This window comes from Chitinophaga sp. W3I9, assembly GCF_050434025.1.
GTDB lineage: Bacteria > Bacteroidota > Bacteroidia > Chitinophagales > Chitinophagaceae > Chitinophaga.
Window position 1 is genome coordinate 7,729,665 of record NZ_JBNPWC010000001.1, and the last position, 15,134, is coordinate 7,744,798.

Annotated in this window: 8 protein-coding genes; 2 read left to right on the forward strand and 6 right to left on the reverse strand. The window is 41.7% G+C overall.

Features of this window, described 5'->3' with window-relative positions; translation table 11 throughout:
• Positions 1-31: 31 nt before the first annotated feature.
• From QFZ51_RS31400 to QFZ51_RS31420, 5 genes are all read right to left on the reverse strand, one after another.
• Complete coding sequence (locus tag QFZ51_RS31400) at positions 32-1,558, reverse strand: RagB/SusD family nutrient uptake outer membrane protein (RefSeq protein WP_429051531.1); 1,527 nt, start codon at positions 1,556-1,558, stop codon at positions 32-34.
• Between the two features lie 23 nt (positions 1,559-1,581).
• Positions 1,582-4,665 carry a SusC/RagA family TonB-linked outer membrane protein gene (locus QFZ51_RS31405; protein ID WP_429051533.1) on the reverse strand — a complete coding sequence of 1,028 codons (3,084 nt, stop codon included), beginning with the start codon at positions 4,663-4,665 and terminating at the stop codon, positions 1,582-1,584.
• A 223-nt stretch (positions 4,666-4,888) separates the two neighbouring features.
• A complete protein-coding gene (locus QFZ51_RS31410; protein WP_429051534.1) occupies positions 4,889-6,559 on the reverse strand; it encodes a tetratricopeptide repeat protein in 1,671 nt (556 codons plus the stop codon).
• Positions 6,560-6,945: 386 nt separating this feature from the next.
• Positions 6,946-7,797, reverse strand: coding sequence for a VOC family protein (locus QFZ51_RS31415; protein ID WP_429051536.1), 852 nt, complete (start codon positions 7,795-7,797; stop codon positions 6,946-6,948).
• A gap of 61 nt (positions 7,798-7,858) precedes the next feature.
• A complete protein-coding gene (locus QFZ51_RS31420) occupies positions 7,859-8,617 on the reverse strand; it encodes a helix-turn-helix domain-containing protein (RefSeq protein ID WP_429051538.1) in 759 nt (252 codons plus the stop codon).
• Positions 8,618-8,917: 300 nt separating this feature from the next.
• Between QFZ51_RS31420 and QFZ51_RS31425 the strand changes: the two genes are divergently transcribed.
• Together QFZ51_RS31425 and QFZ51_RS31430 are read left to right on the forward strand one after the other, a co-directional pair.
• Positions 8,918-12,736, forward strand: a complete 3,819-nt coding sequence (locus tag QFZ51_RS31425) for a hypothetical protein (RefSeq protein ID WP_429051540.1) — start codon at positions 8,918-8,920, stop codon at positions 12,734-12,736.
• Positions 12,737-12,750: 14 nt separating this feature from the next.
• On the forward strand, positions 12,751-13,620 hold the full coding sequence (locus QFZ51_RS31430; protein ID WP_429051541.1) for a competence protein CoiA: 870 nt from the start codon (positions 12,751-12,753) through the stop codon (positions 13,618-13,620).
• A 181-nt stretch (positions 13,621-13,801) separates the two neighbouring features.
• Here QFZ51_RS31430 and QFZ51_RS31435 read toward each other — a convergent pair.
• Positions 13,802-14,901, reverse strand: a protein-coding gene (locus QFZ51_RS31435; protein ID WP_394349268.1) for an IS3 family transposase whose coding sequence is annotated in 2 segments (ribosomal slippage) — positions 13,802-14,646 and positions 14,646-14,901 — 1,101 coding nt in all. Because the reading frame shifts where the segments join, the coding sequence is not laid out codon by codon here.
• Between the last annotated feature and the right edge of the window lie 233 nt (positions 14,902-15,134).

The window sequence follows — 15,134 nt, forward strand, 5'->3', positions numbered from 1 at the left end:
CCGGCATACAATGGCACACCGGCCCGGTTGTTTAGTACAAATTGTTTTGCTTCAGGAGCGGGTTTACGTTGATCTCTTTCAGCGGTATAGGGTAGCGGATGTGTTTATCTTCTACATAGTTGGCTGCAGCAGCTTTACCATGGTTTGTCAGCAGGGCTTTTACCGGTTGTTTGGCGGTAGCGCCACGGCCCCAGCGTACCAGGTCGAACCAGCGGATACCAAATTCCATTGCCAGTTCTACCGGTCTTTCGTGATTTCGGATCTGCTCCCGCAGCTGTTCTTTATTCAGACTGCCTGCTGCAATTGGTTTCGCGTGACTGCGGTTACGCACTTCATTCACGAGGTCAATAGCTGCAGCCGTTTTTCCATTTTCATTCGTTGCCTCTGCCAGCATAAGCAGCACATCTGCATAACGGATCAGGGAGATGTTCGTTCCTACATAAGAACCGCCCCTGTCGTTAGGGTATGCATATTTATTGAAGAAGGCGGGGTGGGAAAGATTGCCTGCCACATCTGCGTAGGGCACAAGGTTGGCGGGAATGTTGAGATCCCACATTTTTGACGCCGGATCGTTGAAAAAGATAGTGCCATATACCCTGTCGCTATAACCACCTGTTGCGGTTTTATCTTTCATCAGTGTAGTCACCAGCCAGTCAGAAGGATAAAAGAGTTCCCAGCCATCAAGCGCATAAGGCCTCACTTCAAAATTGAAAGGATGTCTTTCATCAGACACGGAACGATCGCCACTGAATTGCACTTCAAAGATGGATTCAGGGCCATTTTCCTTTGTGCCGTTGAAGTTGTCGATATAATTTGTATTGAGGGTGTACTGCCCGTAAATCTCTCTGAATTTTGCTTCTGCCGCTGTCCATTTTTCCTGGAAGAGATATGTTTTTGCCAACAGCGCTTTAGCGGCGCCTTTTGTTGCACGACCTTTATATGCATCCGGATAAGCGGTTGGCAGCACGGCTTCTGCTTCTGTCAGATCTTTTTCAATTTGTGCCCAAACGTCTGCAGCGGGGGACTGCGGCGTTTGAAGTTTGGTAAGATCTTTTTCAAATTTCAATACCAGCGGTACATTTTCAAAACCATTTACCAGTATGAAATAATTATAGGCGCGGAGAAATTTAGCTTCTGCAACAATTTCATTTCTTTCTTTTTCCGTCATGGCAGTAATGCCTGGTACTTTTTCGATCACCTGGTTAGCACGGCCAATTCCTGCATAACAGGTAGCCCAGAGATTCCAGGGACCGCCTTCATCTGCACTGTTTACAAATGCAGCCAGATTTTTTCCATAAGGCTCATTTTTATTATTATCTATATCATCAGCCTTATAGGAGAGCGTGATATATACTTCCTCAAAGAAAGTCCACATGGAGCCGTCGTGTGCCTGTAAAGCCGCATAGCTGGCGGTAATTCCCTGCAAAGCATGCTGCCGGGTGGTCCAGAAAGTATTTTCTGTGAGGTTTTGTTTATCGTCCAGCTCCAGGTATTTATCGGAGCACGCAGTGAAGAGCGCAACGGAAAAGAAGAAGAGAACGGCTATTGGTAGTTTCATGATTGTCAGTTTAAAATTTCAGATTAGAATCCAACGTTAAGGCCGAATACAAAAGAGCGGCTCAGCGGGTAGTAGCCACGGTCTACCCCACGGCCAAAGATGCCGGTGTTAGAGAGGTCCGGATCAAAGCCTGTATACTTTGTAAAGGTGAGCAGGTTGTAGGCGCCGGCATAAACCCGTAAGCGGTCGATGTGTACTTTTGCCGTGAGTTGCTGCGGAAGTGTGTAACCCAGCTGGAGGTTTCGCAGGCGTACAAAAGAAGCGTCTTCCAGGAAGTAGTCGGACACGCGGAGGTTTTCGTTTTCATCTGTATTGGAAAGACGATATACCGAAGCATCCGGATTGGAGGGGCTCCAGGCGTTCAGCAGGTCTGCAGAGCAGTAGAAGCGGTACAGGAACATCTTTGCGCCGTTGTACATCTTCTGGCCCTGTTTGCCGTTGAAGAACACCATCAGGTCGAAGTTTTTGTAACTGGCGTTGAAAGTAATACCGAAGTCGAGGTTAGGAAGACCGTTACCCATCAGCTGTTTATCATTATCGTCCAATGCACCGTCGCCATTTGTATCCACGAAACGAAGGTCGCCGGGTTTGGCATTGGGTTGCAGCGGATCGCCGGATTTATTGACGTGTGCATCCACATCCGCCTGCGATCTGAAGATGCCGTCTGTTTTATAAAGATAAAATGATGCCAGCGCCTCTCCTTTCTTGGTGAGCGTGGTACCGCGGTTGTTAAAATCAACATATCCGTCGGCAATCACCCCTTCGTCATATCCCAACCGGATGATCTTATTCCGGCTGTGTGAAATATTTGCAGTTATATCCCAGTAAAATGCATTGGACGCAGGGCGGCGGTAGGTAGCCGTTACTTCCCATCCTTTATTTTCCATATCCGCGATATTGGTGAGCGGCAATGCTGTGATACCGGATGATGCAGGGATAGGCGTTTCGGCCAGCATATCAGATGTTCTGGAACTAAAGTAATCGAAACTGCCGCTCACAGCACCTTTTAAGAAACTAAAATTCAACCCTGCATTGAGGGTAGCCGTTTGTTCCCATTTGATGTTGTTATTAGCCAATGTAGCTGCAATGGCGCCGACATATACCTGCTGACTGAGCGCGGAACCCAAAGGATAGTTCAGGTAAGGACTGGAGCCTGTAAGGAATATCTTGGCGAGGTACTGAAAGTTGCTCACGTTCTGATTCCCCACGGTACCATAGCTGATACGCGGCTTTAGTTCTGATATCCACGGGATATTGAAAAAGGATTCCTTATGCATGTTCCAGCCTGCAGAGAAAGAGTAGAAAGTACCGTAACGGTTCAGAGGGCCGAATTTAGAAGAGCCGTCACGGCGGAGGCTTCCCTGGAGAAAATATTTATCGTCGTAATTATAGCTTGCGCGGCCAAAGTAGGATTGCAGCGTGCTGGAAAAATTCCAGCCGCCGGCGCGGATAAAATCTCCTTTACCGTCGATGATCAGGCCCGACAGTGATTCGATCAGCGGACTGCTCAAATGATTGCCTGCGCCGGTGGTACCCTGGCTCACAGACTTTTCACGGGAGAAGCCGTACATGCCTTTAATATTGTGCTTACCCAGTTGTTTTTCGTAATTCAGGAGATGGGTAAACACGGTGAACTCATTCCGGCCACGGCTTTCGGAGCGGCTCGGATTTTCCACCAGCGCCTGTGCGCCAAAGTCGTAAGGGTCTGTTTGCGTGTACTCGTAGGTATTTACAATGTTACGGCCGAGGGTAAAGTTGTAAGAGAACCCTTTCCAGAGTTGCAGGTCGGCAGCCATATTGAACTGCAGGTGATCATCTATTGTGTTGCCGTTGCTCAGCATTCTTTCACCTACCGGGTTGCCGGAACCCAGCTCTGTTTCGGGTTTGGCATAACCGTTCACCGAGGCAGGGTCGTAGATGCGTTTATGTGGGAGGGTGTTATAAACGTTCATAATGGGAGAAAATCCTGCATTTCCATCACCGTTCACATCTCCAAAATTCTTATTGTCAAAACGGGTATAAGCTATAATGGGACTTAATTTGAGGCGATTGTTGAGTAGTTTGATCTCTGTATTCAGCCGGATGTTATCTCTTTTAGAGCCGGAATTAATGATGGACCCGGAATGTCCCCAGTGTCCTAACGACAGGCGGTAAGCAATTTTCTCTGAAGCGCCTGCCACATCAACATCATATTTCTGTTCCACGCCTTGTTTGGTGAAAGCGCCGAGCCAGTCGGAGTTAGCGTATTTATTATCATCCTGCACATAAATGGGAGGTGTTTCGCCGTCATTGGCATAGGCTTCTCTCACCACCTTATTCATGGGAACTTTCTCCAGCAGGTCAATATTATTATTCAGCTTGTGCAGGGATGCGTAGGAGTTGAAGGTGATACGCGGTTCACCCGTTTTCCCTTTTTTGGTGGTGATGATGATAACACCCCCGGCCGCCCGGGCGCCATAAATGGTAGCGGCAGAAGCATCTTTAAGGATGCTTACAGATTCGATATCATTGGGGTTGATATCATATGCATATCCCAGGGGAATACCATCCACTACATAAAGGGGGTTGTCGTTGTTAATACTGTTGAGGCCCCGCACCAGCACTACGGGATTGGCCGCAGGATTGCCTGTACCGGCACTTACGATCACGCCGGCCGCTTGTCCCTGCAGCATGGTACCGATGTTACCGGAGGGTTGTTTGGCGAGATTTTTTGTATTTACGGAAGATATGGCCGCTGTCACATCTCCTTTTTTCTGGGTACCATAGCCGATCACCAGTACTTCATCCAGTCCTTTCACACTTTCTTCCAGGGCTACTACCAGTTCTTTGGCGCTGGTCAGTTTAATTTCTTTGGCGGTAAATCCCATCGCCGAAATAACCAGGGTAGCATTTTCAGGTACGGTTAGTGTAAAGACGCCCTTGTCTGAGGTGGCCGTTCCGTTAGCCGTGTTTTTTACCACGACGCTGGCGCCCGGAATAGGGTTGCCTGCGGCGTCTTTAATTCTCCCCTTCAGGGTCCAGTTAACGGATGCTGTTTGAGCGATTGCCGTTAACCCGGTAAATAAAAGGAATAATAATATTCCGTTCCTCCGTAATAGTTTCCACATACGCATTTTGGTTTTTAGATCTTTTTTTTAAAAAGTATAACATGGATCGTCCGGATGCTGCAGCATAGGTATCTGCTTTCAAACGTGAAATCGGCAGCAACGGATCAGGGAAGTAATGTAGGCAGGAAAGATGGGCACAGGAGAGTTGTAAGCCTCTATATGAGCCTTACAGGCACCTCTACATGACCTCTACAAGAGAGACAGGTAGTTGATAATTAATTGGTTAGAAATTTTTCAGAAAATCAGACAGGTTGTCTTTGTGTTCCAGGTTGAATGCTTTACGGAGGCGGTAGCGAGCCATTTCAACTGATTTTACAGAGATATTATTCAATGAAGCGATGTCTTTGATAGAGAGATTTAACCGGATTTGTGCACAAAGGCGGCGTTCATTTTCTGTAAGGCCCGGATATTTTTGAAGGAGATTAAAGAAGAAGTCTTTATGGATTTCATTTACCGAGAGATTAAAATCCTGGGCATCTTTATTATGATCGAGGTCATGCTGGAATTTATGGACCAGGCGGTTGAAACGGGTGATATTCTCATTTCTGACGTCGTTATGGATATCAAGGCTGGTCAGTTCATCAATAAAATTCCGGATCATTTCATTACGCTGGGAAATGTATAGCGCATAGTTTTTGAGGTCGTTGTCGCGGAATTCCAGTTTACCATTCAGGGCTTCCTTTTCCATCAGGGCGCCATCAAGCTCCTGTTTGATCAGGGCACGTTTAACCTCTTCCAGTTCTTTCTCCTTTTTCTGCTTTTGTTTCATCTTGCTGTAAAACAGCAACCAGATAATAATAAGGAGTACCACCCCTGCTGCCAGCGCATTCCGTTGAAACGCCCGAAGCTCCTTCTGTGCCACCAGCGTGATGATGCGGGTTTCGTTCTCTTTTGCCTCCCGTTGCAGCTTAAGCGCTGAAATAGCTTCACTCTTGTTTTTGGAAAGGATCTGGTTACGGACCCTGGTATATTCCTGCAGTTCGGTGAAAGCCTTTTGGTATTCTCCCAACTCCTGGTATAGCAATACTGAATTGGTAAGGTTATCCAGCAGCTTCTCCTTCTTTGTATTGGAGTTCGATTGGTTGATCAGTACCCTTGCATCCCGGAGGAGCGTTTCCGCCTGCGGATATTCCTTCAGCATAATGCGGGAGTAAGCCATCTGGTTCAGCACCTCCGCATGCGACAATACTTCTGCAGGGTTAATGATTGCCATTGCCTGGTTAAAATCAGCGATGGCCACCTGGTACTTCCCTTGTTCATTCCAGCAAATACCGCGGTTACTCAACGCTGTGGCAATCATCCCTTCCAGATGATTTTGCTTTGCGATGGCGAGCGTGCTATCAAAATACAGGCGGGCCGTTTCAAAATCATCTTTCATCAGGTAAACCAGCCCCAGTGCATTCATAGACACCGCCAGCCGGTGGGGATCGCCGCTTTTTTTATATAATTTGTGCGCCTGCTGGTGGTACTGAAGAGAGAAGTGGGCGTTCTCCGTATCGTAGAAAACCCAGCCCAGGTTTGTAAAGCACCGGGCAATAGCGCTATCATTTCCCCACTCCAGGCAGAGATCCAGTGCATTATAGGCGTAATTGAGCGCCTGGTCGTATTGATCGTTATAGAGATATCCCTCGGAAAGGTTGAGGAGAGAAGCCGCCTGGAGCGGCTTGTTCTTTTCTTTCAGGGAAAGCAGGTAAGCCTCATTGGCCAGTACCAGTGCCACATTGGTGGAATCCTGGTTGTAATGGGCCGCCAGCATATTGAGCGCCGTAATCCTTTCCGGCGTGGTCATGTTTTTATTTGCCAGCAGCTGATTCAGGCTATCCGCATTGAGCTGGGCATTGGCAGTAATGCACGTACAGTAGCAGGCTGCAAGAAGGAGTAGCAATTTCATCATTCAGTCATCATTTTGGCGTGTTCGGGCGCCGATCCGTGGATTTGTGGATTGTAAAATACGGATTATAGGTATGCGAAAAACGGGAGGGCAATACAATTTATAATTAACCATCCGTCTAAAACAGGAAACAGTAATATCCGGGGAGAATGCAGGGCATGTGGAAATTACATTGCGGAATAAGTATCATTGGAATCATGTTCAGCCCGGACAGAAAAGGCAGCAGACACAACACAATCATCATAATTAAATTACTGTGCTATTTGCCAGGCGGCAATGCAATAAAGCAAAGCCGCCTGTACTTAGTAAAAATTGGACGTGGAAAATATTATAGTTCCACTTTTCGGGTAAAATAATCTAACAGAATAGCCGGTATGGCCTTTCAAAATTTACTCAAGCGTTGCCTGCACGATCTTTTCAATATCAAATTTTCGCATTTGCATAAACGCCTGGGCTGCTTTACCGGCCTTATTGGGATCGGTCATCAATTTCCCGAGAATAGTAGGTATTACCTGCCAGGAAACACCAAATTTATCTTTTAACCATCCACACCTGCTTTCTTCGCCGCTTTCGGTTAATTTTCCCCAATAGTGATCTATTTCTTCCTGTGTGTTGCAATGGATCGTTAAGGAAACGCCCTCGTTAAAGGCAAATTTGTGAGCATGTGCACTTTCCATTAGCATAAACTTCTGCCCGGCTAAGGTTATCACGGCATGCTTTACTTTTCCCTCTATATCGGGCTGTTCCTGTTGAGAGTAACGGAGTATCCCATCTGTTGCTGAATCCTGAAATATGGAACTATAATGCTGTATGGCCTCTTCCACACGGCCATACTGATCCCCGACGAACATCAAAAAGGGCGTAATCTTTTGACCCACCGCGGCTACTGTTCCCAGGGTAACCTGCCATGAAATGCCAAACCGGTCGCTCACCCAGCCGTATTTTTCACTCCAGGGATACTTATCCAATGGCATCATTATAAAACCGTCGCTGGATAATCCTTCCCAGATATTATTTAGCTCCTCTTCTGTTTCACAGACGTAATACATTGAAATGGATGGATTGGGTCTGTACATAGGCCCCCCATCTAATAGCGTAATATGCTGGCCGGCTATCTCTATTTCGGTGACAACAGGCGACTGCATTACTATTTTTGCGCCGGGAATTAATTTGCAATACAAAGCGGCGGCTTCTTTTGCCTGGTTATCGAACCATAAGCAAGGCGTGATTAGTTCTTTCATACATTTAAATTTTGTGTAAAGATGAACCAGCTACCAAACATGGCCTTGTACAAAACCGACATTATTTTTTCTTTAGCCCAAACTGCAGGTACTCATTGGGAGTGGTTGCTGTAAATTCCTTAAAAGAACGGATATAATGGCTCTGATCAAAATAACCATTGGCATATGCCACGTCGGTCAATTTATGAAACTGGCCGGACTTTAACTGGTAAAAAGCCATCTGGAACTGGCAGATCCGCCTGTATTCGCTGGCCGTTATACCTACATATTTTTTAAAGATCCGTTGAAATGTTCTTTCGGTGAGACTAAGCTCCTGCAGCATTTGTGCCAACACATCGGCTTCCGGGTTTTCCAATATTTTATCGGTCGCATACCGGATGATCCTGCATTCCCGCTGGTTGGCTGTAACCTGGGAAAGAATAAACTGGTGTAGCACCTCCACTTTCTCGGCTGTTGATGGAGCATAGGCTAGTTGAATGGTCAATGCCATTGCCTTTTGTGGATTCCAACGATTCAGCCCGATGGCTTCATTTTTTAACTGCTGTGCAGATAGCTTAAAAACAGGCCCTATGGCAAATGGTTTGAAGAAAAATGCGATCAGGGTAGCATTCCCCCATTCGGCCCATCTTTCTGAAGGAACGGTCTTTCCGAACAGCGACAGGCGACTTTCCTTATGCTGTGTTGTACACAATAAAGCCGGCATGCCGTTGGTAAATATGGGCAAGTCATCCGGCTCAGGGGGATCGGCCCTGTCCAGAATTAAGACGGTTTGGACAATGTCTTTTAATACCGGGTCTATTTTATTATACCATTGTTGCATATAGAAATCAATAGTAGCTTTTTTGATAATCCGGATGGGATGTCGTCCGTTTTATTCACACTGGTTTCAATACGTTACAACTAATAAAGGGTCAATAGACGGCCAATTTGATATTTTTTCGGGATATGAAAATAGTATAAGAAAGCGCCTATTTCCCGATACAAAAAGTATAACTAATTGAAAATTAATAATTTATTTTTCAAAAGAGAGGATTTACTATACTTTTTAGCGAAGATCACTACTTTTTTACCTATGCCAATGAATTGCAAAAAATGAAATCAAAATGCTAACTTTATTAGCATGACAAAGATAAACTGGAATAGCTATACATCAACACAATTTCAGCATTTCTGCAACGCGCTTTTACAATTTGAGTTCGGGCGCAACTTCACAGGGTTTGGCGCTCCAGGAAAGGACGGTGGAATAGATGGACTATACGCGGGACCATATAATGATTCAATTACCAATATTAGATTCCAATATAAGTTTCATACTACAGATAGGAAAACCGCTTATCAATCTCTTAAAACCGAATTAAAAACAGAAGTTAATAAAATAACAGATGAACAAATACTCATTCTGCTTACCAATGTTGACTTGTTGCCGCAGGAACGCAAAGAGCTCCTTAAGCTTATTCAAGGTTATCTAAACAAAATAAATCAGAGAGTTACATTTGAGATCTGGGACGCTACAGAGATAACCCGAACTTATCTCAAATATCCAATCCTTCAATTATGGTTAGAAGAGGGATTTACAAATGCCAGTTTGCTTCCATATAAAACTGTCTTTGGTAGCAGAATGGCATGCTTATCATCGGATTTAAACAATCTGACAAGCTATTTCTCTTCAAGACAGAATGAGATGAAACAACTCGACTCATTTCTTTCAAATGACAAAAATAAACTAACACTTATTATTGGAGAAGCAGGCATTGGAAAAACAAGACTATGCATTGAATTCTTCAAAAAACATGTAGATATCAATAAGGATTGGACCGCACTAGCTATTAGCGCATATAATCTTGATTTAGAAAAAATAAAATTTAGTATACAGGGGTCTCAAAACTATATTATTCTTGTTGATGATGCTCAAAATTACCCACCAACAACTCTAGCAGATATAAGTCGGTTAGCCAATCACAATAAAATCAATAAAGTAAAAATTATATTTACCCTAAGAAGTATTCAGTCTTATGAGTCACTAAGATTGATTAAGGATTTCAATGAACAAAATCGAATAACAATTACCCTTAAAAAGTTATCTAGGGAAGAAACAATAGAAATATTACACAAAGAACTTCCTGATGGATATCCTAGGGAATATATAAGCCAATTAGCGAGCATCAGCAGGGGAAGACCAATTTTGATTATAGGTCTATTAAATGCTATAAGTGCAAATAAGAATATCTCTCTGATAAAAACGCAAACTTCTTTTAACGATTATGTAAGCAGTTATTTTGACTCTTTCCTCGATGATGTTGTCAATAACACTGGGGTAGAAAAACTGAAAGCGAAAAACTTGCTTCGCTTAATTTGCTTAATAGAGCCATTCGAATATGATGCCATAGCGATAATAGAGCAAATCGCTCAGCTGGAAAATCTGACTGAAGATTTTATAATGTTCTTCTTAGATAAGCTAAAAAAAGAGGAATTTAGTACCGGAAACTATAAGCAATCTCTAAAGCCCGATTACTATAGCGATATTATACTGACAAATAACAAAAATAAAATTTGGATTAAAAATAAACTTGACAAATACAATAACTTCAGACATAACATTATTTCCAATCTAGCATCCATTGACGAAATTGAGCAGGATAATCCAACAGCATATTCTTTCTTTGATGAATTATTGAAGGATTACATAGATGGATTGCGGAGTACTGTGTCCTTTGAAGAGTTTAATACCTTCCTTCAAAATATTGTCTCAATTGCATATCAAAAACCGGAGATTGCAGTTGAAGCGGTTGAAATATTCGTGAACTCTGTACAAACAAATTCTCATCCTTTATATAATCAATTTAATAATCACAATTATAGTAGTTATCAATCTGACAGGACAATCATCAGCATAAGAGAAATTTTCAATGACCTTCTATTTCATAAACAATTTCGTGAATTTGTCTTTTTTAGAACATTAGATATATACGGAATTATTGGCGTTTCACTTTTTACAGGAAATTTCGATTATTCACATCCTTTATATATTCATTATAACTCAATCGATCTTCCCTCTTTTTTTGTTAAAAAGGTTGAAATACTTTTACCAAATGCCAGTGATAAAGTCATTGAATTTGCAATTTTGGGATTAACAGAACTTCTAAAACTTCAATTCCAACTTACGCAATGGGCAGATACAGGACGAACTAGCTTAAGATTAGTTAGGCATTACTTACCCAACAATACAATAATAAGAAAGCACAGGATAAACGTAATTCAGCTATTAATAGGTATTTATACTTCTTCAAAAAACGAAAAATTAAAGCTTGACTCTTTTAAATTACTAATAGATATTCCAAGGGAGATTGCCTCCAGCAAAACCCAAACCTACAAATATTCAAGTGATGAAGAGATCAAATGTATTTTAGAATTTCTAAAGACTATTGCTTCGAATATTGAGATTCAATATAGATCGAACCTTGGTGCAGAACTCTACTGGTATCGCAAGCAGCGGATTCCCAAAAAATTTTTCCACCTCTTAGACGACATTGAAGCATTACTTGCGCCCCAGAATTTAGCGCAAAAATTAATATTGCTATTTTGTGACCTCGAAACTGAATTTCATGATTATGAAATTCAAATCAAATCCAAAAGTGCCAATTTAATTGAGCAACACAATGCTATTCAAATTGGCGAGGCAATAATGGAGATTTATCAGCCAGATTCAGAACTACCTCATTCTTTCGGAGAGTTCCTAAGTATTTTGAATAATAATTACTTACAGAAATCACTTGAAGTTTACTCATATATTAAAACAATAAATAAGGAGTTCATCTATCTATTTGGTTCAAGTTTTCTTCGACCGTTGCGACACGACATCAAATTTATTGATGCATTCTGGTCGGAGGCAAACGACTTATTAATAGAAAAAACATCCAAAGCATATAATGTAATCCTTCATATATATAGTTCCTATTGGATAAAAAAATCATTATTATCAGATAGGGATACCGATTTAATTAAACTAATCCTCGGACAAAATATTAAAGAGACTCATAGCAACTTCCCCAATTCGCTAATAACATTGTTGGAGGTAAACCAAGCCGAAGGCTCTAAATTATTAAATAATTTCCTAACATATTGTACTCAAAAGGAAGCAGAGAATGTTTTCAGGTTACTTTCAGATTCAAATATCAATTATGAACTAATTAGGAATCTGGTACTAAACCAGAGTCAACGTTTTGAGATTAGCTCTCATATGGAAATTATACTTTCCAACATTTTAAAAAAGGAAGGCGTAAAAGAGATTCTGGATTATCTGGCTTCTAGAATTAGTTACAAACAAGCTATCAGAACAGATGGCAGTGAATACGTCTATTATCAGATTGTTCCGCATGGCGCTAATCGAAGAATTACCAAAGATTGTTGCGAAGAAGAAAAGAATAAATACTTTTTAGCTGCACTTACCTGGTATATAGAATCAGAAAAACCAATATCTTATTTTGATGACAATATTAAAGTGCTTGAATATCTTATTCCATCTAGCAATATAAGCAGTAAGTTAATAGAGATATATGATGAGTTATTCTCAACGACTAATCAAGAAAAAGAAAAACTAGTACAGTTATTAAAATCAATTGCAATATTTCACTCTAAGGATTTAGAACTTATCAAAATTGTTTCAGTAATCATTGAACATATAAACGTCCTTTTTTCTCCTGATCAATCATTATCCTCCCAGGTTAAGTCACTTGCCTATGATGCTATCGCAAGTTCCGGTGGAAAATCAGGAACGAGGGGAGAGCCTTTTCCCTTTGACTTACATTTAAGGGACCTATGTCAAAGCGCCATAAATATATATCAGGATAGGCCTCTTACAATATCAATCCTACAAGGAGTGCTCAAAACTGCTATACGTGATATCAATTCACAATTACAGGAAGAAAGAGAAGAATGGTAGACTAAACTAACGGTATGCAATACGCCATAAATGATAAGAATGAAAAAATAAAAGTACGTCCAAATGGACGTGCTATTTGCCCTAATTGCCGATTACCGTTAATTGCAAAATGCGGTCAATTAAATATTTGGCACTGGGCACATATGGATTTGAAAGAATGCGATGATTGGAATTATGAACCAATAACAGATTGGCACTTAGAATGGCAGGGGCATTTTTCATCTGCCGAAACTGAAGTTTTCATAAAACAAAATAACGAATCTCATCGAGCCGATATACTCAATAAAGAAAATATAGTCATTGAGATTCAAAATTCTCCTATCCAAGCAAATGAAATTCACGAGCGAGAATATTTTTATGGCAAAAAGATGCTTTGGGTCATTAATTCCAAAGAGTTTAAACACAATTTAAACTTAAAAGAATATCCTTTTAATGCTTCGACGGACGTATGGTTCAAAAAAGTGATCATGGATCATTCTGACAATACCATCAAAGCACTTGTTCCAATTTCATTAGGAGATGATGTAAAAAAGGCTCTGCTAAAACACAAATTTAGCTTATACAAGATTGATCGAGATAACGAAATTTGGAAAAAGTCATTCTATGGAGGTAGAACTGAAATCCCGTCCGACATTCTTAATATCTTCAAAAATTTATCTTTAGATGAAAAGTTTCTATTTAATCTTTATGAAAACAAAACTTATAGCACTAACTTCAGATGGCTCCACTTACGCAAATGCTGGACAGTAGCGACTAACCCTATATTTATTGATTTAAACAATGGCTTTTTACTCTATATAAAAACATTATATGAAAATGGGAATGGATATGCAAAGATTATCTCAAAGCGCAACTTTCTCAAGAAATATAGCTCAAATAAATAACCACTCTTAACACCTCTGAGGTCCCCCCATTTGTCGGGTCAGTGTGAGATAGAGAAAGCCGGGCTATCTAAAGATACAAAACTGATGGGAAAAAGATGTCTTTTCTGATGCCGTTGGTTTATATTCTACTGCCGCAAAAGACGTCTTTTTATCATCAGGATTTATTTTTATTTCTACCATCTCAATATTCGTTCTGTTTGCAATTGGCTACAAACTGAGCAGGTGTTAGCTCGTTTAATGAGCTATGTGGTCTAAAGGTATTATACTCTTGTACCCAGTTGCTAATTTTCTCATAGGCATCATCCAAGGATAAGAACCAGTTTACGTTTAAGCACTCATCCCTGAATGAACCGTTGAAGGATTCTATGAATGGGTTGTCTGTAGGTTTACCTGGTCTAGAATAGTCCAGCACAACCTTGTTTTCATATGCCCATCGATCAAAATCCTTCGAGATAAATTCACTTCCATTATCGACTTGTATCCGTTTTGGGACGGTGCCATTCTCCCGCTTAAGAGTTTCCAGAGCCTCCACTACATCTATCCCCTTGATGGATTTCCCGACCCGGATCGCATGGCAGTAGCGACTAAAATTATCGACTATAGTTAACGACCTGAATTTACGTCCGTCGAAGAGAGCATCGGCTACGAAATCCATGCTCCAACATTGGTGTAAATTAGTGATATTGGGTCTTTCCAGACGGTGTGCCGCTGATTTATTCCTTCGTGGTCTTTTGCTGCGTAGGTTAAGCCCTTCTTCTTTGTAGATCCTATGAATCCTTTTATGATTGTCCTTAAACCCCTCTCTGCGTAACAGTATGTAAATCCGCCACATCCCATATCTGACCCTCGCCTCTGAAATCTCGCGCATTCGTTGGCGAAGGTGCCGATCTTCTCGGCGGCGCGAACGGTAATGCCAATTGGACCAGGGCATGCAAACTACGCGGCAGGCTCTTCGAAGGGATACCTGGTAGTCGGCAGTTAAATGGGTTACCAACTGCCGTAGTTGACGGGTTTTCAAAGATTTTTTTTTAGCACATCCTGCAACATCTGTTTGTCCAGGCTTAAATCTGCGACAATCTGCTTCAGCTTCGCATTTTCGTCCTGAAGTTGCTTCAGTTGCCTTAGCTCACTCATTCCAAGTCCTCCATACTTTTTCTTCCAGTTGTAAAAAGTAGCTTCGCTGACACCCATTTGCCGGCATACTTCTTGGACCTTTACACCACTGTCCGCCTGCTTAAGCGCAAACACAATCTGGCTTTCGGTAAATTTTGTTTTTTTCATGAGCAATTTTTCATGTTTAAATTATGAATTATTGCCCGATTTCTCTACTTTTCAATGGCCCGATTTATTGGGGGGAGGTCAATAGCGCATGATTTGCTAACTTGTCAAAATCAATTGCCCAACGGGGAGATTTTTTAGCTTGGTCGTTATATGGTAGTTCTCGTATGAAAACAGTAGTTTCTGCTACTCTTATTTTAAAAGGCACATCTTTAACATCTTCTAAGTTTACCATT